The organism is Streptomyces sp. NPDC048420, assembly GCF_040651535.1.
Taxonomy (GTDB): domain Bacteria; phylum Actinomycetota; class Actinomycetes; order Streptomycetales; family Streptomycetaceae; genus Streptomyces.
This window is the reverse complement of sequence record NZ_JBEZKG010000008.1, coordinates 262,590-283,213: the sequence shown is the minus strand read 5'-3', so window position 1 is coordinate 283,213 and position 20,624 is coordinate 262,590. Positions and strand designations below refer to the sequence as shown.

Below are 20,624 nucleotides of genomic sequence, written 5' to 3'. Positions count from 1 at the left end.
TCAGCGAACGGGGTGCCCCGCCCCCCGCAACGTCTCCTTGACCTCGCCGATCCGCAGATCCCCGAAGTGGAACACCGACGCCGCCAGCACCGCGTCCGCCCCCGCCCCGATGGCCGGCGGGAAGTGGTCCAGGCTGCCCGCGCCGCCGGAGGCGATCAGAGGCACCGTCACGTGCTTGCGGACCGCCTCGATCATCTCGAGGTCGTAGCCGTCCTTGGTGCCGTCCGCGTCCATCGAGTTGAGCAGGATCTCACCGGCGCCCAGCTCGGCGGCCCGGTGCGCCCACTCGACCGCGTCGATGCCGGTGCCCTTGCGGCCGCCGTGCGTGGTCACCTCGAAGGACCCCGACTCGGTGCGCCGCGCGTCCACCGACAGCACCAGCACCTGTCGGCCGAACCGCTCGGCGATCTCGCGGATCAGGTCGGGACGGGCGATGGCCGCCGTGTTCACGCCCACCTTGTCCGCGCCAGCCCGCAGCAGCTTGTCCACGTCCTCGGCCGTGCGGACGCCGCCGCCGACCGTGAGCGGGATGAACACCTGCTCGGCGGTGCGGCGCACCACGTCGTACGTCGTCTCGCGGTCACCCGACGAGGCGGTGATGTCCAGGAAGGTCAGCTCGTCGGCGCCCTCGGCGTCGTACACCTTGGCCATCTCGACGGGATCGCCCGCGTCGCGCAGGTTCTGGAAGTTGACACCCTTGACGACCCGGCCGTTGTCCACGTCCAGGCAGGGGATGACTCGTACGGCGAGGGTCATGCTGCGGACACTCCTCGGAACGCCTCCACCTCGACCTCGACGACCAGGCTGGGGTCCACGAAGCCGGAGACGATGATCAGGGACGCGGCGGGCCGGACGATGTCGAAGAGCTCCTTGTGAGCGCGTCCCACCTCGTCGACGTCCCGCGCGTGGGTGATGTACAGGCGGGTGCGCACCACGTCGTCCCGGCCCAGACCCAGCTGCTCCAGCGCCGCGAACGCGACGTTGAAGGAGTTGACGGTCTGCTCGTACGGGTCGCCCGCGACGATCTGACCGTCCACCACCGAGGTGCAGCCGGAGACCAGCACCAGGCCGTTGGGCAACTCCACCGCACGGGAGTACCCGAAGGTCTCCTCCCAGGGCGCGCCCGTCGTGACGCGTCGTACGTCGCTCACTGAGCCACCGCCTCCAAGGCCTCTTCCAGGGTGAACGCCTTCGCGTACAGGGCCTTCCCGACGATGGAGCCCTCGACACCGAGGGGTACCAGCTCGGCGATGGCCCGCAGGTCGGCCAGCGAGGACACGCCACCGGAGGCCACCACCGGGCGGTCGGTCGCCGCGCAGACGTTCTTCAGCAGCTCCAGGTTCGGGCCCTGGAGCGTGCCGTCCTTGGCGATGTCGGTGACGACGTACCGGGCGCAGCCCTCCTTGTCGAGCCGCTCAAGGGCCTCGTACAGGTCGCCGCCCTCGCTGGTCCAGCCGCGGCCCTTGAGGGTCGTACCGCGTACGTCGAGGCCCACCGCGATCTTGTCGCCGTGCTCGGCGATGACCTTGGCGACCCACTCGGGGCTCTCCAGGGCGGCCGTGCCGAGGTTCACGCGGGTGCAGCCGGTGGCGAGCGCGGCCGCCAGGGAGGCGTCGTCGCGGATGCCGCCGGACAGCTCGACCTTGATGTCCATCGCCTCGGTGACCTGGCGGACCAGCTCCCGGTTGTCGCCGGTGCCGAAGGCCGCGTCCAGGTCGACCAGGTGCAGCCACTCGGCGCCCGCCCGCTGCCAGGACAGGGCGGCCTCCAGGGGGGAGCCGTACGAGGTCTCCGTGCCGGACTCGCCGTGCACGAGACGGACCGCCTGGCCGTCGCGGACGTCGACGGCGGGGAGGAGTTCGAGCTTGGAAGGCATCAGAGGGTTCCGATCCAGTTGGTCAGCAGCTGCGCACCGGCGTCGCCGGACTTCTCGGGGTGGAACTGCGTGGCCCACAGGGCGCCGTTCTCCACGGCGGCCACGAAGGGCTTGCCGTGCGTCGACCAGGTGACCTTGGGCGCGGCCATCGTCTTGTTGAGCGTCTCCAGCGACCAGTCGTGGACGGCGTAGGAGTGCACGAAGTAGAACCGGGCGTCCGCGTCCAGGCCGGCGAAGAGCTGGGAGTCGGCGGGCGCGTCGACGGTGTTCCAGCCCATGTGGGGCACGATGTCGGCCTGCAACGGCTCGACCGAGCCGGGCCACTCGTCGAGGCCCTCGGACTCCACGCCGTGCTCGATGCCGCGGGCGAAGAGGATCTGCATGCCGACGCAGATGCCCATCACCGGGCGCCCGCCGGCCAGCCTGCGGTCGATGATCCACTCGCCGCGGGCCTCGCGCAGCCCCTTCATGCAGGCGGCGAAGGCACCGACGCCCGGCACCAGCAGGCCGTCGGCGTTCATGGCCTTGTCGTAGTCACGCGTTATCTCGACCTCGGCCCCCGCGCGCGCGAGGGCACGCTCGGCGGACCTCACGTTGCCGAAGCCGTAGTCGAAGACGACCACTTGCTTGGAGCCGCTCAATTCCACACCTCCAGCCTCACGACGCCGGCGACCAGACACATCCCGGCGGCGATGGAGAGCAGCACGATGAGGCCCTTGGGCATCTTCTGCTTGACGAAGGAGTAGATGCCGCCGACCAGGAAGAGGCCGACGACGATCAGGAGGGTCGACAGGCCGTTCACAGCGCGCCCTTCGTGGAGGGGAGGATGCCCGCCGCGCGCGGGTCGCGCTCGGAGGCGTACCTCAGGGCCCGGGCGAGCGCCTTGAACTGGCACTCCACGATGTGGTGGGCGTTACGGCCATACGGCACGTGCACGTGCAGGGCGATCTGCGCCTGGGCGACGAAGGACTCCAAGATGTGCCGGGTCATCGTGGTGTCGTACTCGCCGATCATCGGCGCCATCTTCTCTGGCTCGGTGTGCACGAGGTAGGGACGCCCTGACAGGTCGACGGTGACCTGGGCGAGGGACTCGTCCAGCGGGACCGTGCAGTTGCCGAAGCGGTAGATCCCCACCTTGTCGCCGAGCGCCTTCTTGAAGGCGGCGCCGAGCGCGAGGGCGGTGTCCTCGATGGTGTGGTGCGAGTCGATGTGCAGGTCGCCCTCGGTCTTCACGGTCAGGTCGAACAGACCGTGCCGGCCGAGCTGGTCGAGCATGTGGTCGTAGAAGCCGACTCCTGTCGACACGTCGACCTTTCCGCTGCCGTCGAGATCGATCTCGACGAGCACCGAGGTCTCCTTGGTCACCCGTTCCACACGTCCAACGCGGCTCATGCGCTCTGCTCCTTCTTCAGTTCACGTACTGCGTCGAGGAACGCGTCGTTCTCCTCCGGGGTTCCGGCGGACACCCGCAGCCACCCCGGAATGCCGTTGTCCCGGACCAGGACACCCTGGTCGAGGATCTTCTGCCAGGCCGCGTGCGAGCCTCCGGAGCCCTCGAACCGGCCGAACTGCACGAAGTTCGCGTCCGACTCCACGACCTCGAAGCCGATCGCGCGCAGCTCGCTCACCAGCCGGTCCCGCTCGGCCTTCAGCTGCTCGACGTACTTGAGCAGCGTGTCGGTGTGCTCCAGGGCCGCGAGGGCGGTCGCCTGCGTGACGGCCGACAGGTGGTAGGGCAGCCGTACGAGCTGTACGGCGTCCACGACCGCCGGGTGCGCGGCGAGGTAGCCGAGGCGCAGGCCCGCCGCCCCGAACGCCTTCGACATCGTCCGCGAGATGACGAGGTTCGGCCGCCCCTCGATGAGCGGCAGGAGCGAGTGCCCGTGGCTGAACTCGATGTACGCCTCGTCGACCACGACCATGGACGGCTTCGCCGCCTGCGCGGCCTCGAACAGCGCGAGGACCGTCTCCGGCGGGACCGCGTTGCCGGTGGGGTTGTTGGGGGTGGTGACGAAGACGACGTCCGGCTTGTGCGAGGCGATCGCCTGTACGGCCGCCTCGACGTCGATGGTGAAGTCCTCGTTCCGGGGACCCGAGATCCAGCCCGTGCCGGTGCCCCGCGCGATCAGGCCGTGCATCGAGTACGACGGCTCGAAACCGATCGCCGTACGGCCCGGTCCGCCGAAGGTCTGCAACAGCTGCTGGATGACCTCGTTGGAGCCGTTGGCCGCCCAGACGTTGGCCAGGCCCACCTCGTGCCCCGAGGTGTCCGTGAGGTACTTGGCGAGCTGGGTGCGCAACTCGACCGCGTCCCGGTCCGGGTAGCGGTTGAGGTCGCGGGCGGCCTCGCGGACGCGCTCGGTGATGCGGTCGACCAGCGGCTCGGGCAGCCGGTAGGGGTTCTCGTTGGTGTTCAGCCGTACGGGGACGTCCAACTGGGGCGCGCCGTAGGGGGACTTGCCGCGCAGCTCGTCCCGTACGGGGAGATCGTCGATGCCGGTCACTTGCTCTCGGGAACCTTCCATTCGAACCGGGCCTTGATCGCCGCGCCGTGTGCGGGCAGGTCCTCCGCCTCCGCCAGCGTGACCACGTGCCGCGCGATCTCGGCGAGCGCGTCCTTCGTGTAGTCGACGATGTGGATGCCGCGCAGGAACGACTGCACGGACAGCCCGGAGGAGTGGCAGGCGCATCCGCCGGTCGGGAGCACGTGGTTGGACCCGGCGGCGTAGTCACCGAGCGAGACCGGCGCCCAGGGGCCGATGAAGATCGCGCCCGCGTTGCGGACCCGGTCGGCCACCGCGGCGGCGTCGGCCGTCTGGATCTCCAGGTGCTCGGCGCCGTACGCGTTGACGACCCTGAGGCCTTCCTCGATGCCGTCGACGAGGACGATCGCGGACTGCCGGCCGGCGAGGGCCGGGCGGATCCGGTCCTCGATGTGCTTGGTGGCGGCGACCTGCGGCTCCAGCTCCTTCTCGACCGCGTCCGCCAGCTCGACGGAGTCGGTGACCAGGACGGCGGCGGCCAGCGGGTCGTGCTCGGCCTGGCTGATCAGGTCCGACGCCACGTGCACCGGGTCGGCGGAGGAGTCCGCCAGGACCGCGATCTCGGTCGGGCCCGCCTCCGCGTCGATGCCGATCCTGCCGGTGAAGTAGCGCTTGGCGGCGGCGACCCAGATGTTGCCGGGGCCGGTGACCATGTCGGCGGGCGGGCAGGACTCGGTGCCGTACGCGAACATCGCGACGGCGGTCGCGCCACCGGCGGCGTAGACCTCGTCGACGCCGAGCAGCGCGCAGGCGGCGAGGATCGTCGGGTGCGGGAGCCCGCCGAACTCGGCCTGGGCGGGCGAGGCCAGGGCGATCGACTCGACACCGGCCTCCTGCGCCGGCACCACGTTCATGATCACGGAGGACGGGTAGACGGACCGGCCGCCGGGCGCGTACAGCCCGACGCGGTCGACCGGCACCCACTTCTCGGTGACCGAGCCGCCCGGCACGACCTGGGTCGTGTGCGTCGTACGGCGCTGCTCGCGGTGGACGAGACGGGCGCGCCGGATGGACTCCTCCAGGGCCGCGCGCACGGCCGGGTCGAGCTCTTGGAGCGCCTTGTCCAACGCCTCCTCGGGCACCCGCACCCGGTCCAGCCGCACCCCGTCGAACTTCTCGGCGAAGTCGATCAGCGCCGCGTCACCCCGATGATGCACGGCCTCGCAGATCGGACGCACCTTCTCCAGGGCGGCCGAGACGTCGAAGTCGGCTCGGGGCAGCAGGTCGCGCAGGGCGGGGCCCTCGGGGAGGGCGTCGCCGCGCAGATCGATTCGGGAGATCACGTTCCCAATTCTCTCAGACCCTCGTCGGCGGCCGTTCGCGCATTCCAATGGCTGATACGCAACCCGGAAGATCCCCTTCACGTCTAGCGTTCGAGGGGTTACTCAACGGGCATGAACGGTTGTACGAATCCCACGAGCCGCAAGGAGCTGGAAGAACCGTGACCGAGGGGGCCGGTATCCGCGACGGAGACCTGCCGGACGATCTGACCGCCGCCGAGGCCGGCATGTGGCAGGCCTTCCGCAACGGCACCGTGTACGACCTGAGCAGCGGCGACACCGTCGTCGACGATCCGCACGGCGGGCATCCGTGGGGCCCCGAGCGCACGGTACGCGCGCGTATCGTCTGCTGGCTGCTCCTGGACGGTCCGCCCGCGCTCGCGGGCCGGGTGTCGTCCCTGAAGCTCACCGGTGTGCAGATCAGCGGCACGCTGGACCTCGCGGGCGGCACGGTGGTGCCGTACCTGGAGATGAAGGGCTGCCGTTTCGAGCGGGAGATCCTGCTGCCGGAGGCCCGCTTCACCACCGCGCGGTTCGTGGACTGCTCGGTGCCGCGCCTGGAGGCCGCCCGGGTGCACACGGAGGGCGATCTGCACCTGCCCCGCTGCCGCTTCCACAACGGCGTACGGCTGACCGACGCGCACATCGGCACGGACCTGCTGATGAACCAGGCCATCGTCTACCGCGACCGCAGCGGCCGCTCGATCGCCGCCGACGGCATGACCGTGGGCCAGGACCTCCAGGCCGAGCTGCTCGAGTCGCACGGCGAGCTGAGCCTGCGCAGCGCCACCATCGGCGTCTCGCTGAGCCTGCGCGGCGCCCGGCTGACCAACCCGTACACCAGGCTCGCGCTGAACGCCCCGCAGCTGACCGTCGAGCGCACGCTGTACCTGACCCCGGCGGGCGTCGGTGCCTCCATGCTGAGCGGGGCGACCCCCGCGCGCGGGACGCGCATCCAGCGTTTCGAGTGCCAGGGCGGGGTCCGCCTGGACGACGGGCGGTTCGGGGACGCCGTCGACCTGGAGCGGGCCCGTTTCACCTTCACCGACGACCAGGAGCTGTCGCTGCGCCGAGTCCAGGCACCGGAGTTGCGGTTCCTGGGCGAGAAGCCGCAGCGCGGCAAGGTGGTCCTGTCGGGGGCGCGGGTCGGCAACCTCGTGGACCGGGCGAGCGCCTGGCCGGGCCCCGGCAATCTGCACATGGGCGGTTTCGTCTACGAGAACCTCGTGCCGCACGGCCCCTTCCCGCTGGCCGAGCGGCTGGAGTGGGTGGCGGCGGCGACCGCCGAGTACAACCCGGAGCCGTACGAGAGGCTCGCCGCCGTGCTGCGGACCGGCGGCGAGGACGAGGACGCGCGCGAGGTGCTCCTCGCCAAGCAGCGCCGACGCCGTGAGAGCCTGCCGCTGGCCGCCAAGCTGTGGGGATACGTGCAGGACTGGACGGTCGCCTACGGGTACCGGCCGGGCCGGGCCGCCGTATGGATGGCGGTGCTGTGGGCGGCGGGGACGCTGGCGTTCGCACACGCGAGTCATCCACCGGTCAAGCGGGGCGAGCATCCGGAGTGGAACCCGGCCCTCTTCGCCCTGGACCTGCTGCTTCCGGTGATCGATCTGGGGCAGGTCGGTTTCTGGCAGCTGCGCGGCGGCTGGCAGTGGCTGGCGGCGGCGATGATCCTCCTCGGCTGGATCCTGGCGACCACGGTGGCGGCGGGGGCCACGCGACTGTTGCGGCGCGGTTAGCGGGGCCCTGTGGAGGAATCGGCAGGGCCCTGGGAGGGACCGGTGAGACCGCTGTTCAGGATGTTGTTCAACGGTCACCTTTTTAATCTCCCTTGACTTTGTGGCGTACAACTTTCCATGAGTTGCACGTGCGCACTGGCGCTGCCCCGACCGCCCGACTTTCAATGGTCGACACCATGGCTCTGCTGCCCCCCTTCATCCGCGCGTCGCGGATGCCCCCGTACCTCACCGGCGGACTTCCCGCCGACGACGAGGTACTGCTCGACGCGCCCGACGACCGGCTCGGGCCCGCGCTGGTCGCGGCCGGACAGGGCGCCCACGGGCGCGCGGCCGAGCTGCTCGCCGCGACCCGCGAGGACGCCGCCTGGGAGCTGCGCGACCGGTACGTCCGGCGGCTCTCCGCCTTCGCCCGCTCCCGCCCCGAGTGGTACGACGCCTGGCGCGCCCAGGCCCCGTCCGACCCGGACCAGCTGCTCCTCGGTGCCCAGCTCGCGGTGGACCGGGCCTGGGACTCACCGGCCCGGGCGGAGCTGCTGCGCGAGGTGAGCCCCCTGATCACGGCGGCCGCGCGCGGGGAGGACCGCGACCCGGTGCCGTGGCGGATCGCGCTGGACCACGCGCGCGGCTCACAGGCCGGGCACACCTACTTCGGGGAGCTCTGGGAGGCGGCCCTCAGGCGCGCCCCGCTCCACTACGGCTGCCATGTCGCCGCCCTGCGCTATCTGGCGACCTCCTGGCGCGGCTCGTACCGCGAGTGCTTCGACTTCGCCGACCGGGCCGCACAGGATGCCCCGGCCGGCTCCCTCATCCAGGCGCTGCCCGCGCGGGCGGCCCTCGCCTGTCTGACCGAGGGTGCCGGTACGGCGGTGTCGCGCGAGCGGCTGGACGCGGCCGCCGACCGGGCGATCGAGCTGTCCGTCACCTTCGCGGCGGCCGACCCGTGGCCCGCCGAGATCCGCAACAAGCTCGTGTACGTCCTGGTGCGCCTCGGCCGCTGGACGGACGCCCTGGAGCAGCTGCGCATGATCGGCCCGTACGCGACCTCGTTCCCGTGGAGCCGGGAGTCGGAGGACCCGCTGGGCCGGTTCCTGGAGGCCCGCGAGGAGGTCCGGCGGCATGCCCTGATCCATCCACGGAGTGAGCACGGGGGACGTGTCCGCTCCGGGGGCCATTAGGCTTTGGCGCCGTGACCAGTGTGCGGCTCCCGCTCTTCCCCCTGAACTCGGTGCTTTTCCCGGGGCTCGTGCTTCCTCTCAACGTCTTCGAGGAGCGCTATCGCGCCATGATGCGCGAACTGCTGAAGACCCCCGAGGAGGAGCCGCGCCGTTTCGCCGTCGTGGCGATCCGCGACGGCCACGAGGTGGCGCCCAGCGCCCCCGGCATGCCGGACCGGACGACCGTGGCCGAGCGCGGCCCCGCGGCCGGGTTCGGGGACGACCCGCTCAAGGCGTTCCACGCGGTCGGCTGTGTGGCCGACGCGGCGACGGTACGGGAGCGGGCGGACGGCACCTTCGAGGTCCTGGCGACCGGCACGACCCGGGTCCGTCTGCTGTCCGTCGACAGTTCGGGTCCGTATCTGACGGCCGAACTGGCTGAGCTGCCCGAGGAGACGGGCGACGGGTCCGGGGCGCTCGCGGAAGGGGTGCTGCGGGCCTTCCGCCAGTACCAGAAGCGCCTGGCGGGAGCGCGGGAACGCTCCTTGTCCTCCGGCGCGGATCTCCCGGACGAACCGTCGGTGGTCTCCTACCTGGTGGCGGCGGCGATGATGCTGGACACCCCCACGAAACAGCGCCTCCTCCAGGCCCCCGACACCGCGTCCCGCCTCCGTGACGAACTGAAGCTCCTGCGCGCGGAGACGTCGATCATCCGTAACCTTCCGTCGCTGCCGGCGTCCGAGCTGACGCTCGGCCCGACGAGTCTGAACTGAGGCCGGGGAAGCGCCAGATGCCGAAGAAGGCGAAGAAGCAGCAGCAGTCCGCAGGCACCCCGGCGACGGTGGCCCTGACCACGGCAGGCGTGCCCTTCACGGTCCACGCCTACGACCACGACCCCGCCCACCCCTCCTACGGCGAGGAGGCGGCCGAGGCGATGGGGGTCTCCCCGGAACGCGTCTTCAAGACCCTCGTGGCGGACGTGGACGGCGCGCTGACGGTGGCGGTGGTCCCGGTGGCGGGCTCACTGGACCTCAAGGCCCTGGCGACGGCCGCGGGCGGCAAACGCGCGACGATGGCCGACCCGACCCTCGCCGAACGCACCACGGGCTACGTCCGCGGCGGCATCTCCCCCCTCGGCCAGCGCAAGAAGCTCCCCACGGTCCTGGACGCCTCGTCCTCCGCCCACCCCACGATCTGCGTCTCGGCCGGCCGCCGAGGCCTCGAGGTGGAACTGGCCCCCACCGACCTGGCCCACCTCACGAACGCGATCCTGGCACCCATCGCCCGCGCGTGACCCCTCGACGGAATCCCCTTCCTCGACTAATCAGAAAGGGCATGTCGAAGAAAACACGCAAGCGAAAGTGGCGCACGAAGAAGGGCCGCTCGAACCACGGCAGCCGCCCGGCGTAGTTCAGCCCGTCCGGCGCTTGAGGCCGAGGCGCTCACCGTCCCGAACCCCCACCCAACCCCTGGGCTTCCCCTTTGACCGCCGGTCCGCGCGTCTCAGCCCGTCCGGCGCTTGAGGACAAGGCGCTCACCGTCCCGAACCCCCACCCAACCCCTGGGCTTCCCCTTTGACCACCGGTCCGCGCGTCTCAGCCCGTCCGGCGCTTGAGGAAGAGGCCCCTTCAGGGCCGATGGAGGTCTGGGGGCGCAGCCCCCAGGAACGGGGTCGAAGGGGCAGCGCCCCTGGGGATGGGACGGGTAGGGGCGGCGGGGGCGAAGAAACACCCCTTACTGCACAGGCGCCCCGTACCCGTCCCGAGGAACCGGCGCCCCGTACCCAGGCTCAAAATCCCGAGGCCCGAACAACGCCGTAAGCCCCAGATGCACCACCAGTCCCGCGAGCGACCAGGCCAGCAACGCCCCCTTCGCCCCCAGCTTCAGCGGCGCGGAGAACGTCACCCCCTTGCCCACCGACTTCGCATGGGCGAGCACATCGGACGACGGCCCCAGCCATATCCCCATCCGCCACGCGAGCAGCGACCCCAGCAGCCCCCCGACGGCCAGCCCCACCACCAGCGGCACACCACCCCGCCGCCGCCACAGAAACACGCCGAGCGCGCTCACAACGCCAAGGGCGAGCGCCAGCAGGGTGAACGTCCCGTCCACCCCCACCGCCTGCTCCCCCTCGGTGTCCTTGAGATAGACGACCCAGTTCCCCGACGCGTCCACATCCCCGACCAGCGGCACATGCGGCGCCAGCCACCACCACAGCGCCCCCAGCAGCACCCCGCCGACCGCCACGGCCACCGTGATCACCGCGGCCTCGATCAGCTCGGTCTTCATCCCGGGCCCACCCTGCCCGTACGAGGCTTCGGCGGGAGCCGCGTACCCGACGTGCGGGGCCTGCCACACGTCGTGCGAGGACGCGGAGGGTTCGTGGGGCGGCGGAGGAGGAGTCAATGGTGCGGTCACCCTGACATCGTGCCAGGCCCGCCTGTGCGGCGCGTCACCGGACGGCCGCCCGACGATAGGCCCAGGTGGCGACGGCCAGCGAGACCACGCCCACGCACCCGCAGACGGCGAGGTCACCGAGCACGAACGCCCAGTCGGGATGCGGCCCGAAGGTCCGTGCGAAGGCCTCGACGCCGTAGGTCGAAGGCAGCAGATCCCGCGCGAACCGCACCGCCTCGGGCATCCGGTCGGCGGGCAGCACCCCGAGCAGCAGCGCGGCGGACATGCCGAGCTGTCCGAGCAAGGTGGCCAGTTCCGGTCGCGGCGCGAGCAGTCCGAGAGCCGCGCCGAGCCCCGCAAGAGCGGCCCCCGCCAGCGGGATCACCGCCACCAGCACCCACAGATGCGCCAGCGGCAGCCCGAACAGCACACACCCGAACACCGCGGTCACCACGGTCCCGGGCACGGTGAAGGAGGCGTACGCCCCCGCGGCGCCCAGCACGACGGCGGCCGGCGGCACCGGCAGCGTGGCGTAGTGGTCGAGCCCACCGCTCGCTCGCAGCTGCCCGAAGTACTGCGCGAGCAGATTCAGCGCGACGAAGGCCACAACAAGCACCGAAGACCCCGCGACGACGGACTGCGCCTCGCCCCCGCCGTCCACGACCCCCCGCATCAGGATCATGATCCCGACGGACTGGAAGGTCGCCACGAACAGCAGCGGGATGCGGGCGACCCGCGCGCGGGACAGCTGTGCCCGGTACACGGCCACCAGCGACGGCCACAGCCGCGCGCGGGGTCCGAGCTCGGCGGCCGCCTCCCGGCCCGTCTCCTCGACGGCCAGGGCGCCCGGCAGAGCCTCGGCGGGTACGACACTCACGTGGCTCTGCTCCTCTTCGCTCCGGCGGTCGCCCTGTGACGTACGGATACGGCCGTCCGCGTACTCAATGTGCTCACGCCTTCACCAGCCCCTGCTGTGCGGCCCCGCCCAGCGCGAGGTACACGTCCTCCAGGCTGGGCGTGGCGAGCGTGAAGTCGTCGAGGGCGGCGAAGGCGGCCCCGCCGGTGACGGTGGCGACGACCGCGCGGGCCTCGTCGGGGGCCAGCCGCAGCGTCCAGCGGCGCCCGGCGGCCACCGCGCGGTCCTGGAGCGCGGCGACCTCGGGCACGTGCAGCGGAGCCGCCTCACGCCACACGAGGTCGACGCGGACCTCCCCGGCGACCTGTTCCTTGAGTCCGGAAGGCGTGTCGCAGGCGATGACCCGCCCCTGGTCGAGGACGGCGACCCGGTCCAGCACGGTCTCCGCCTCGATGACGTTGTGGGTGACGAGAAGGACGGTGGTCCCCCGCTCGGCCCGCCTCCGGTCCACGGCGGACCACACCGCGCGCCGCGCCACGGGGTCCATCGCGGTGGTCGGCTCGTCGAGCACGAGCAGAGGCCGCTCCCCGACGAGCGCCGACGCGAAGCACGCCAGCCGCCGCTGCCCTCCGGACAGTTTCTTGATCGGCCGCGCGGCGAGGGGCGTGAGCCCCAGCTCGTCGAGTACGGCGTCCCGCTCGGCCCGCGCCTGCCTGGCCTCCAGGCCACGGAGCCGCCCGGTGGTCTCGGCGGCGAGCGAGACGGTCAGTTCGTCGAGGGCGGTGGACTCCTGGCCGAGGTAGGCGAGGATGCGGGAGGCGCGGTCGGGGTGGCGCACGATGTCGTGCCCGAGGATCTCGACACTGCCGCGGTCGGGCCGCATCAGCCCGGTCAGCTGCCGTACGAGGGTGGTCTTCCCGGCGCCGTTCGGCCCGAGCAGCCCGAAGATCTCACCCCGCCGGATGTCGAGGCGTACGTCGTCGGTGGCCCGCACCTCGGGTGTTCCCGGCGCCCCGCGCCGCCCGCGTACCGCCGGATAGGTCTTGGTCAGCCCGCGCACCGCACACACGACATCACCACCGTGTCGAAGTGCCTGTGCCGCGCGCGTACTCACAAGGGACGAGACTACGGGGTCGGGAACGCTCCGCCGTTCCCGGGGCGGCTCTCATACCGAAATACGCCGCAATACTCACTCACCGGCGGGCGCGTGTTCCGCGGTCGTCCGCGCGTCGATCTCGCGCCAGAACCCGGCCCGGATCGCATAGCGGTCGTGCTCGTCGATCTGGTCGTCCTTGTGCGCGAGCAGCCCGAAACGGGCCGCGTACCGCAGCAGCTCCCCGTCGATGCGGTGCGGCACCCGCGGATACATCCCGGACAGCTTCTGCAGATGCCCCTGGTCCCCGAGCCGTTCCATCCAGCGCCGCGCGAAGACCTGGCCCACCTCGAAGGGGTCCCCGCCGACCGTGGTGATGTCCTCCTCCCGGTCGGCCCAGCGCTGCTCGGCGGTGGTCAGCTGGGCGAGCGTCGGCATGGAGGCGACCTCGGGCGGTTCGGCGGCACCGCCGGGCCGGTCGACCCAGCCCTTGTCGGAGGACCACCTGAGGGTCGCGCTCGCCGGATGCGGGGCGGGATGGGAACCGGGCGCCCGCAGCGCGGCCAGGTCCTTGGGCGTGGGCACCCCCTTGGGCGCCGGCGCCCGCTCCTGGGTGCCGTTCTCCGAGGCGGCCGCCTGGGTGTGCTCGTCCTCCTCCGCGGTCCGCTCGGGGGCGGGCGCGGACTCGGGCAGCGGCGCCGAGAGGATCGCGGCGATCTCCGGCCGCGGCACGGGCGGCGGCGCGCAGACCCCGCCGAGGTCCTTCGCCCGTACGGCCTTGGTGATCCACGTACGGTCGAGGACGCGCCGCTCGTCCGCCTCGGCGACCAGGTCCTCGGACTGGTTGTAGTCCCCGTCGGCGGCCTGCACGGCCCACAGGTGTACGGCTACCCCGTGCTCCTTGGCGGCCATCATGCCCGGCAGCAGATCCCCGTCGCCGGTGACGAGCACGACGTCGGAGCAGGCGCGGTTGCGGGCCAGCTCGGTGAGCTCGGCGTGCATGGCGGCGTCCACGCCCTTCTGGGCCCAGCGTCCGTCGCTGCGGGTCAGGGCGCCGAGCCGGACGGTGACCCGGGGCATCACGCGCAGCCTGCGGTGCTCGGGCTGCGGGACACGGTCGGGGGCGCCGTCGAACCAGTAGATGCGCAGCAGCGGGCGTTCCGTGTCGGACTCGGCCCGGTCGCGCAGGCCCTGGACCAGGGCGGCGTGGTCGACCGTGATGCGGGACCGCGAGGGCTCCCCGGCGAGGAGGCTCGCGGCGGCCCCCAGCAGATACCCGGCGTCCACCAGGACGATGCAGCGGTCCACGCGATCCACCCTCTTTCCGGGAGGTTTGCTTCGGGCTTCGGGCTTGCTTCGAGTCTGCCCGACGACGCGGGGGTTAACGGCCCGAACTCGATCTTCGGCGTGGCGTTTCGGGGCATCGCCCGGCGACATTCCCTGTCACACACGGTAATTATCCGAAATGCGCCTCTTGTCAGCTTATGTGAATCTGGTCCCGGCCCTGGCCCCTAGATCACCCTCAGGAGGCAGATCACCATGGCCAAGAACAAGAAGCAGAACCGTAAGCAGCCGCAGTCCGAGCGTGGCCAGCAGGAGGCCCAGCAGTCCTCGATGGAGGCGCAGGTCGAGCAGCGTGCCACGCAGGTGACTCCCAGCGATGTCGCCCGCAAGGGCCGGCAGAAGAGCTTCGGTCACAACTGACATCTGCATAAGGGTTGTTGAGACCCAGGCACAAAGAGGGGCGCACCCGGTTGCGGGTGCGCCCCTTGCTCACATCTGTCAGCCCGCCAGGCAGGACGGTCCGAGCAGCACCTTCAAGTCGCCGAAGAGCGCCGGATCCGGCTTCACCCGGTGCCGGTCGAGGCGCAGGACCGTGGTCTTGCTGGGTCCCTGGAGCCTGATGCGGACCTCGCTCTCGCCCTTGTGGTGGCTGAGGATCTCACCGAGCCTGCTGACCATCGGCGGAGTGACCTTGAGCGCCGGGATGGTGAGGACGACCGGCGCGTTGGTGCCCGCGTTGGACAGGTCGGGGACCTGGAGCTCCATCGCGACAAGGCGGGGCACGTCCTCGCGCTTGTCGAGGCGGCCCTTGACGAACACCACGGCGTCCTCGACGAGTTGGGTCGACACCAGCTGGTAGGTCGCCGGGAAGAACATGCACTCGATGGAACCGGCGAGGTCCTCGACAGTGGCGATGGCCCAGGCGTTGCCCTGCTTGGTCATCTTGCGCTGGAGCCCCGAGATGATGCCGCCGATGGTCACCACGGCCCCGTCGGAGTGCTCGCCGCCGGTCAGCTGGGCGATGCCCGCGTCGGCCTTGTCGGACAGCACGTGCTCCAGGCCGAAGAGCGGGTGGTCGGAGACGTACAGACCGAGCATCTCCCGCTCCTGGGCGAGCAGATAGGTCTTGTCCCACTCGTCGGTGGTGAACTCCACGTCGAGTCCGAAGCCGGGCTCGCTGGTGTCCTCCTCGCCCATCCCGCCGAAGAGGTCGAACTGGCCCTCGGCCTCCTTGCGCTTGACCGCGACCACGTTGTCGATCATCGAGTCGAAGTGCGCGGTGAGGCCCTTGCGGGTGTGGCCCATGGTGTCGAACGCGCCCGCCTTGATCAGCGACTCGGTGGTGCGCTTGTTGCAGGCGACCGCCTCGACCTTGTCGAGGTAGTCGGGGAAGGAGGCGTACTTCCCCTTGGCCTTGCGGCTGCGGATGATCGACTCGACCACGTTGGTACCGACGTTGCGCACCGCTTCGAGGCCGAAGAGGATCACGTCGTCGCCCTGGGCGGCGAAGTTGTGCTCCGACTCGTTGACGTTCGGCGGGAGGACCTTGATCTTCATGCGCCGGCACTCGTTGAGGTAGACCGCCGACTTGTCCTTGTCGTCCTTGACCGAGGTGAGCAGCGCGGCCATGTACTCGGCCGGGTAGTTGGCCTTGAGGTACGCGGTCCAGTAGGAGACCAGTCCGTACGCGGCGGAGTGGGCCTTGTTGAAGGCGTAGCCGGCGAAGGGGACCAGGACGTCCCACAGGGCCTGGATGGCCTCGTCGCTGTAGCCGTTCTTCTGGGCGCCGGCCTGGAAGATGGTGAAGTTCTTCGCCAGTTCGTCGGGCTTCTTCTTGCCCATCACGCGGCGCAGGATGTCGGCCTCGCCGAGCGAGTACCCGGCGATGATCTGGGCGGCCTTCTGCACCTGCTCCTGGTACACGATCAGGCCGTAGGTGACCGCGAGGACCTCCTGGAGCGGCTCCTCCAGCTCCTTGTGGATCGGGGTGATCTCCTGGCGGCCGTTCTTGCGCTCCGCGTAGTTGATGTGCGAGTTCATGCCCATCGGGCCCGGTCGGTACAGGGCCGAGACGGCGGAGATGTCCTCGAAGTTGTCGGGCTGCATCTGGCGCAGCAGCGAGCGCATGGGGCCGCCGTCGAACTGGAAGACCCCGAGGGTGTCACCGCGGCAGAGCAGTTCGAAGGTCTTGGGGTCGTCCAGTGGGAGGGCGAGCATCTCCAGGTCGATGCCCTTGTTGGCCTTCACCATCTTGATGGCGTCGTCCATGATCGTGAGGTTGCGCAGGCCGAGGAAGTCCATCTTCAGCAGGCCGAGCGACTCGCACTGCGGGTAGTCCCACTGCGTGATGGTCACGCCGTCGGTGTGCCGCACCCAGATCGGGGCGTGGTCCACGATGGGCTCGCTGGACATGATCACGCCGGCCGCGTGCACACCCATCTGCCGGACCAGGCCCTCGACGCCCTTGGCGGTGTCGATGACCTTCTTGACGTCCGGTTCGTTCTCGTACATCCCGCGGATCTCGCCGGCCTCGCTGTAGCGCGGGTGCGAGGGGTCGGTGATGCCGTTCAGGTCGATGCCCTTGCCGAGGACGTCGGCGGGCATCGCCTTGGTGAGCCGGTCGCCCATCGCGTACGGGTAGCCCAGCACGCGCGCGGAGTCCTTGATCGCGTTCTTGGCCTTGATCTTGCCGTAGGTGCCGATCATGGCGACCTTGTCGGCGCCGTACTTCTCCGTCACGTACCTGATCACCTCGACGCGCCGACGCTCGTCGAAGTCGATGTCGACATCGGGCATGGAGACACGCTCGGGGTTGAGGAACCGCTCGAAGATCAGGCCGTGCGGGATCGGGTCGAGGTCGGTGATGCCCATGGCGTACGCGACGATCGAACCGGCCGCGGAGCCTCGGCCGGGGCCCACCGCGATGCCGTTGTTCTTGGCCCACATGATGAAGTCGGCGACCACGAGGAAGTACCCCGGGAACCCCATCTGGATGATGACGTCCATCTCGTAGTCGGCCTGCTTCTGGCGGTCGTCGGGGATGCCGCCGGGGAAGCGGCGCTCCATGCCGCGGCGGACCTCCTCCTTGAACCAGGTGACCTCGGTGTAGCCGTCGGGGATGTCGAACTTCGGCATGAGGTTCTTGGCCTCGAACATGCCGGAGGTGTCGACCATCTCGGCGACCAGGAGGGTGTTGGCGCAGCCCTCCTGCCAGGCGTCCGAGGAGTCGACGGCGTACATCTCCTCCGTGGACTTCAGGTAGTAGCCGGTGCCGTCGAACTTGAAGCGGTCCGGGTCGGAGAGGTTCTTGCCGGTCTGGATGCACAGCAGGGCGTCGTGGGCGGTCGCCTCGTGCGCGTACGTGTAGTGCGAGTCGTTGGTGACCAGCGGGGGGATGCCGAGCTTCTTGCCGATCTCCAGGAGGCCGTCACGGACCCGGTGCTCGATCTCGATGCCGTGGTCCATCAGCTCCAGGAAGTAGCGGTCCTTGCCGAAGATGTCCTGGTAGTCGGCCGCCGCCTTCAGGGCCTCGTCGTACTGGCCCAGGCGCAGCCGGGTCTGGAGCTCGCCGGACGGGCAGCCGGTGGAGGCGACGATCCCCTCGGACCACTGGGAGATCGTCTCCTTGTCCATCCGGGGCCACTTCTGCAGCCAGCCCTCGGCGTACGCGTCCGAGGAGAGCTTGAAGAGATTGTGCAGGCCGGTCTTGTTCACGGCCCACATCGTCTTGTGGGTGTAACCACCGGAACCGGAGACGTCGTCCCGCTTCTGGTGCGGCTGGCCCCACTGGATCTTGCGCTTGTTGCGCCGGGACTCGGGCGCGACATACGCCTCGATCCCGATGATCGGGGTGACCCCGGCCTTCTTCGCGGTGTGGAAGAAGTCGTACGCCCCGTGCAGGTTGCCGTGGTCGGACATGGCGATGTGGGTCATGCCCATCTCGTTGCACGCGTTGAACATGTCCTTGAGCCGCGCGGCACCGTCCAGCAGGGAGTACTGGGTGTGGACGTGCAGGTGCGTGAACGGCGGCTTTGACACGGCGTGGCCTCCATGGAAAACGCTCGACGACAGGGGGGCGGACAGTTCGGGGAACAGCGTCGAAGTCTATGCCTCGGCACTGACACTCAGGGGGTCGCCCCGCGTACCTTCACAACGAGGGTCGCGGGCACTTTCACCCGGGCCCGCCCGTTGGACAGACGACAGAATCGCTGTCGTACACATGCACCAGGAGGCACCCCGCGATGTCGGTTCCGCAGCTCAACGACGAGCACCGCGGCGAGGAGATCCTCGCTGTCTTCGACACCGCCTTCGGCGAGCTCCTGGCCGCCGACCCGGCCGCGTTCCGTGTGAAGTTCCGCAAGATGGCGGCCTCGGCGTTCGCGTTCTACCGGGGCACGGCCGCGCTCTTCTACCACGACCTGGACGAAGAGAAGCGGGGCGGCCCGTACCTGGACGAGCGCACCTCGCGCGTGTGGATCCACGGCGACCTGCACGCGGAGAACTTCGGCACGTACATGGACGCCAACGGCCGGCTGATCTTCAACGTCAACGACTTCGACGAGGCCTACGTCGGCCCCTTCACGTGGGACCTCAAGCGCTTCGCCGCCTCCATCGCGCTGATCGGGTACGCCAAGGCGCTCGGCGACGACCAGATCACCGAGCTGGTGCAGGTGTACGCGGGCGCGTACCGCGAGCGGATCCACGCCCTGGCCACCGGCGCCAAGAGCGACGAGGTGCCGCCCTTCACCCTGGACACCGCCGAGGGCCCCCTCCTGGACGCCCTGCGTGACGCCCGCTCCCTGACCCGCTTCGGGCTGCTGGACTCGATGACCGAGATCCGCGACTTCGAGCGCCGTTTCGCGGGCGGTGGCGGCTCGATCGAGCTGGACGCGGCGACCCGCTACAAGGTGCTCGCGGCCTTCGACGGCTATCTGGAGACCCTGCCGGAGACGTCCCTGGCCCGCCCGGACTCCTACCGCGTCAAGGACGTCGTGGGCCGCCGGGGCATCGGGATCGGCTCGGCGGGGCTGCCGTCGTACAACATCCTTCTGGAGGGCCACAGCGACGCCCTGGAGAACGACGTCGTCATCTACATCAAGCAGGCCCAGACCCCGGCGGTCTCCCGGCACATCACCGACCCCGCGATCCGCGACTACTTCCAGCACGAGGGCCACCGCACGGTGATCTCCCAGCGCGCCCTGCAGCAGCACGCCGACCCGTGGCTGGGCTGGACCGAGCTGGGCGGCGCCGGACAGCTGGTCGCCGAGATCTCGCCGTACGCCGTGGATCTCGACTGGAGCGACATCGACGACCCGGAGGAGATCGCGGCGGTCGTCGCCGACCTCGGCCGGGCCACGGCCACCATGCACGGGGCGGCGGACGACACCTCCGGTGAGTCCCTGGTGCCCTTCTCCACCGAGCGGGCCATCGACGCGGCGATCGCGGCCGACGAGGAGGGCTTCGCGGGCCTCCTGGTCGACTTCGCGCACAGCTACGGCGCACGCGCGCGTGCCGACCACCAGACCTTCGTCGACCTGTTCCGCAACGGCCGGATCCCCGGTCTGTGACCAGTCGATAACGACGGGCCGTTCACAGAGACCCTTTAGGGGTCCCTTACAGGCCCGCGTGTCACACTCTCCACGCTATGGACATATCCGGGACCCAGCTACGAGCGCTCCGCGCGGCGCTGTTCACGGCACTCGTCGTGACGCTCAGCACCGCGTCGCACGTGCTGCTGTCCCGGGCTCCCCTGCCGCTGAACACGGTGGCGGCGGTCGCCGTCGCCGTGTTCGCGCTCGCCTACGCGCTGGCAGGCCGCGAGCGCGGCTTCGGGCGGATCGCCGCCGTGCTGATCCCGCTGGAGCTGGCCGCCGACACCGTCTTCACCACCGGCCAGCACGTCTGCTACGGCGCCGCGGGCGGCCCGGTCGCGGGCCCGCTGCGCTCGGTCGGCTGGGACGTGTTCTGCGGCGACGGCACCAGCGTCGGCTCGCCGCTGGCCCGGATGACCGGCACCGACCCCGACCGGCTCGGCGGTCTGCTGGCCCACGCCGACCCGCGGACCGCCTGGCTGCTGCTCGCCGCGCACGTCACTGTCGGTCTCATGGCCGCCGCCTGGCTGCGCCGCGGTGAGCGGGCCCTGGCCCAGCTGCTGCGGGCCGTGGCCGCCACAGCCTTTCTGGCGTTCCGGCCTCTGCAACTCGCGGTCGCCGCGATGACCGTACGGTCGGCACCGGAGCCGGTGCGCCGACCGCGACCCGGCCGCCGTATCACCGTGGTTCTCGAAGAGATCCTCGTGCACTCCCTGGGACGGCGTGGACCGCCGTGTTCGGTCGCTTTCGCCTGAGCACCACCAGTCCCCTTCACGTACCCCCGCACACACGACGTGTGCGCGTCCCCTTC

Annotated in this window: 20 protein-coding genes; 7 read left to right on the top strand and 13 right to left on the bottom strand. The window is 70.5% G+C overall.

What is annotated here, in order from left to right:
• Genes hisF through hisD form a run of 8 tightly spaced genes read right to left on the bottom strand, consistent with a single transcriptional unit; the run spans window position 1 to window position 5,702 of the window.
• Window positions 1–756 carry an imidazole glycerol phosphate synthase subunit HisF gene (gene hisF / locus AB0D34_RS16725; RefSeq protein ID WP_362662137.1) on the bottom strand — a complete coding sequence of 252 codons (756 nt, stop codon included), beginning with the start codon at window positions 754–756 and terminating at the stop codon, window positions 1–3.
• Window positions 753–1,151, bottom strand: a complete 399-nt coding sequence (locus AB0D34_RS16720) for a RidA family protein (RefSeq protein WP_362662135.1) — start codon at window positions 1,149–1,151, stop codon at window positions 753–755. The genes hisF and AB0D34_RS16720 overlap by 4 nt, the downstream gene beginning before the upstream one ends.
• On the bottom strand, window positions 1,148–1,876 hold the full coding sequence (priA, locus tag AB0D34_RS16715; protein WP_362662133.1) for a bifunctional 1-(5-phosphoribosyl)-5-((5-phosphoribosylamino)methylideneamino)imidazole-4-carboxamide isomerase/phosphoribosylanthranilate isomerase PriA: 729 nt from the start codon (window positions 1,874–1,876) through the stop codon (window positions 1,148–1,150). The genes AB0D34_RS16720 and priA overlap by 4 nt, the downstream gene beginning before the upstream one ends.
• Window positions 1,876–2,517, bottom strand: coding sequence for an imidazole glycerol phosphate synthase subunit HisH (gene hisH, locus AB0D34_RS16710; RefSeq protein WP_362662131.1), 642 nt, complete (start codon window positions 2,515–2,517; stop codon window positions 1,876–1,878). The genes priA and hisH overlap by 1 nt, the downstream gene beginning before the upstream one ends.
• The gene (locus tag AB0D34_RS16705) at window positions 2,514–2,678 is read right to left on the bottom strand and encodes a hypothetical protein (RefSeq protein WP_362662129.1); all 165 of its coding nucleotides are present in this window, start codon (window positions 2,676–2,678) and stop codon (window positions 2,514–2,516) included. Before AB0D34_RS16705 ends, hisH begins: the two co-directional genes overlap by 4 nt.
• Entirely contained in the window at window positions 2,675–3,268 is a 594-nt protein-coding gene (hisB, locus tag AB0D34_RS16700; RefSeq protein WP_362662127.1) for an imidazoleglycerol-phosphate dehydratase HisB, read from the bottom strand. The genes AB0D34_RS16705 and hisB overlap by 4 nt, the downstream gene beginning before the upstream one ends.
• Window positions 3,265–4,401 (bottom strand): histidinol-phosphate transaminase, encoded by a 1,137-nt coding sequence (locus AB0D34_RS16695; protein ID WP_362662125.1) that lies wholly within the window; start codon window positions 4,399–4,401, stop codon window positions 3,265–3,267. The genes hisB and AB0D34_RS16695 overlap by 4 nt, the downstream gene beginning before the upstream one ends.
• Entirely contained in the window at window positions 4,377–5,702 is a 1,326-nt protein-coding gene (gene hisD / locus AB0D34_RS16690; RefSeq protein ID WP_362662123.1) for a histidinol dehydrogenase, read from the bottom strand. The genes AB0D34_RS16695 and hisD overlap by 25 nt, the downstream gene beginning before the upstream one ends.
• Window positions 5,703–5,860: 158 nt before the next feature.
• Here hisD and AB0D34_RS16685 point away from each other — a divergent pair, with 158 nt between their 5' ends.
• The 4 genes from AB0D34_RS16685 (at window position 5,861) to ybaK (ending at window position 9,886) form a co-directional block, all read left to right on the top strand.
• Window positions 5,861–7,438 carry an oxidoreductase gene (locus AB0D34_RS16685; protein ID WP_362662121.1) on the top strand — a complete coding sequence of 526 codons (1,578 nt, stop codon included), beginning with the start codon at window positions 5,861–5,863 and terminating at the stop codon, window positions 7,436–7,438.
• A gap of 164 nt (window positions 7,439–7,602) precedes the next feature.
• Window positions 7,603–8,613: a hypothetical protein gene (locus AB0D34_RS16680; protein ID WP_362662119.1), complete on the top strand. Its 1,011-nt coding sequence runs from the start codon at window positions 7,603–7,605 to the stop codon at window positions 8,611–8,613.
• 11 nt (window positions 8,614–8,624) lie between these two features.
• Window positions 8,625–9,365, top strand: coding sequence for an LON peptidase substrate-binding domain-containing protein (locus AB0D34_RS16675; RefSeq protein ID WP_362662117.1), 741 nt, complete (start codon window positions 8,625–8,627; stop codon window positions 9,363–9,365).
• A 17-nt stretch (window positions 9,366–9,382) separates the two neighbouring features.
• Complete coding sequence (gene ybaK / locus AB0D34_RS16670) at window positions 9,383–9,886, top strand: Cys-tRNA(Pro) deacylase (RefSeq protein WP_362662115.1); 504 nt, start codon at window positions 9,383–9,385, stop codon at window positions 9,884–9,886.
• 440 nt (window positions 9,887–10,326) lie between these two features.
• Here the strand turns inward: ybaK and AB0D34_RS16665 are convergent, their stop codons facing one another.
• The 4 genes from AB0D34_RS16665 to AB0D34_RS16650 all read right to left on the bottom strand — a co-directional run bounded on the left by AB0D34_RS16665 (window position 10,327) and on the right by AB0D34_RS16650 (window position 14,246).
• Window positions 10,327–11,010: an AAA family ATPase gene (locus AB0D34_RS16665; protein WP_362662113.1), complete on the bottom strand. Its 684-nt coding sequence runs from the start codon at window positions 11,008–11,010 to the stop codon at window positions 10,327–10,329.
• A gap of 34 nt (window positions 11,011–11,044) precedes the next feature.
• The gene (locus AB0D34_RS16660) at window positions 11,045–11,866 is read right to left on the bottom strand and encodes an ABC transporter permease (RefSeq protein ID WP_362662112.1); all 822 of its coding nucleotides are present in this window, start codon (window positions 11,864–11,866) and stop codon (window positions 11,045–11,047) included.
• Between the two features lie 73 nt (window positions 11,867–11,939).
• On the bottom strand, window positions 11,940–12,914 hold the full coding sequence (locus tag AB0D34_RS16655) for an ABC transporter ATP-binding protein (RefSeq protein WP_362662110.1): 975 nt from the start codon (window positions 12,912–12,914) through the stop codon (window positions 11,940–11,942).
• A gap of 120 nt (window positions 12,915–13,034) precedes the next feature.
• The gene (locus tag AB0D34_RS16650) at window positions 13,035–14,246 is read right to left on the bottom strand and encodes an NYN domain-containing protein (protein ID WP_362662108.1); all 1,212 of its coding nucleotides are present in this window, start codon (window positions 14,244–14,246) and stop codon (window positions 13,035–13,037) included.
• A 231-nt stretch (window positions 14,247–14,477) separates the two neighbouring features.
• On the opposite strand from AB0D34_RS16650, the gene AB0D34_RS16645 reads away from it, so the two are divergent.
• On the top strand, window positions 14,478–14,642 hold the full coding sequence (locus AB0D34_RS16645; RefSeq protein ID WP_362662106.1) for a hypothetical protein: 165 nt from the start codon (window positions 14,478–14,480) through the stop codon (window positions 14,640–14,642).
• 78 nt (window positions 14,643–14,720) lie between these two features.
• Here AB0D34_RS16645 and dnaE read toward each other — a convergent pair whose 3' ends face one another.
• Window positions 14,721–18,260 carry a DNA polymerase III subunit alpha gene (dnaE, locus tag AB0D34_RS16640; protein ID WP_362662104.1) on the bottom strand — a complete coding sequence of 1,180 codons (3,540 nt, stop codon included), beginning with the start codon at window positions 18,258–18,260 and terminating at the stop codon, window positions 14,721–14,723.
• A 203-nt stretch (window positions 18,261–18,463) separates the two neighbouring features.
• Between dnaE and AB0D34_RS16635 the strand changes: the two genes are divergently transcribed.
• Entirely contained in the window at window positions 18,464–19,789 is a 1,326-nt protein-coding gene (locus AB0D34_RS16635; RefSeq protein WP_362662102.1) for a DUF2252 domain-containing protein, read from the top strand.
• A 77-nt stretch (window positions 19,790–19,866) separates the two neighbouring features.
• Window positions 19,867–20,568, top strand: coding sequence for a hypothetical protein (locus tag AB0D34_RS16630; RefSeq protein ID WP_362662100.1), 702 nt, complete (start codon window positions 19,867–19,869; stop codon window positions 20,566–20,568).
• The last annotated feature ends 56 nt before the right edge of the window (window positions 20,569–20,624 follow it).

Bases quoted from the DNA above. Each gene is read 5' to 3' on its own strand.
- AB0D34_RS16635 (WP_362662102.1), top strand. From the start codon at position 18,464: ATGTCGGTTCCGCAGCTCAACGACGAGCACCGCGGCGAGGAGATCCTC.
- ybaK (WP_362662115.1), top strand. From the start codon at position 9,383: ATGCCGAAGAAGGCGAAGAAGCAGCAGCAGTCCGCAGGCACCCCGGCG.
- priA (WP_362662133.1), bottom strand. From the start codon at position 1,876: ATGCCTTCCAAGCTCGAACTCCTCCCCGCCGTCGACGTCCGCGACGGC.
- AB0D34_RS16645 (WP_362662106.1), top strand. From the start codon at position 14,478: ATGGCCAAGAACAAGAAGCAGAACCGTAAGCAGCCGCAGTCCGAGCGT.
- AB0D34_RS16695 (WP_362662125.1), bottom strand. From the start codon at position 4,401: ATGGAAGGTTCCCGAGAGCAAGTGACCGGCATCGACGATCTCCCCGTA.
- AB0D34_RS16630 (WP_362662100.1), top strand. From the start codon at position 19,867: ATGGACATATCCGGGACCCAGCTACGAGCGCTCCGCGCGGCGCTGTTC.
- hisB (WP_362662127.1), bottom strand. From the start codon at position 3,268: ATGAGCCGCGTTGGACGTGTGGAACGGGTGACCAAGGAGACCTCGGTG.
- hisF (WP_362662137.1), bottom strand. From the start codon at position 756: ATGACCCTCGCCGTACGAGTCATCCCCTGCCTGGACGTGGACAACGGC.
- AB0D34_RS16680 (WP_362662119.1), top strand. From the start codon at position 7,603: ATGGTCGACACCATGGCTCTGCTGCCCCCCTTCATCCGCGCGTCGCGG.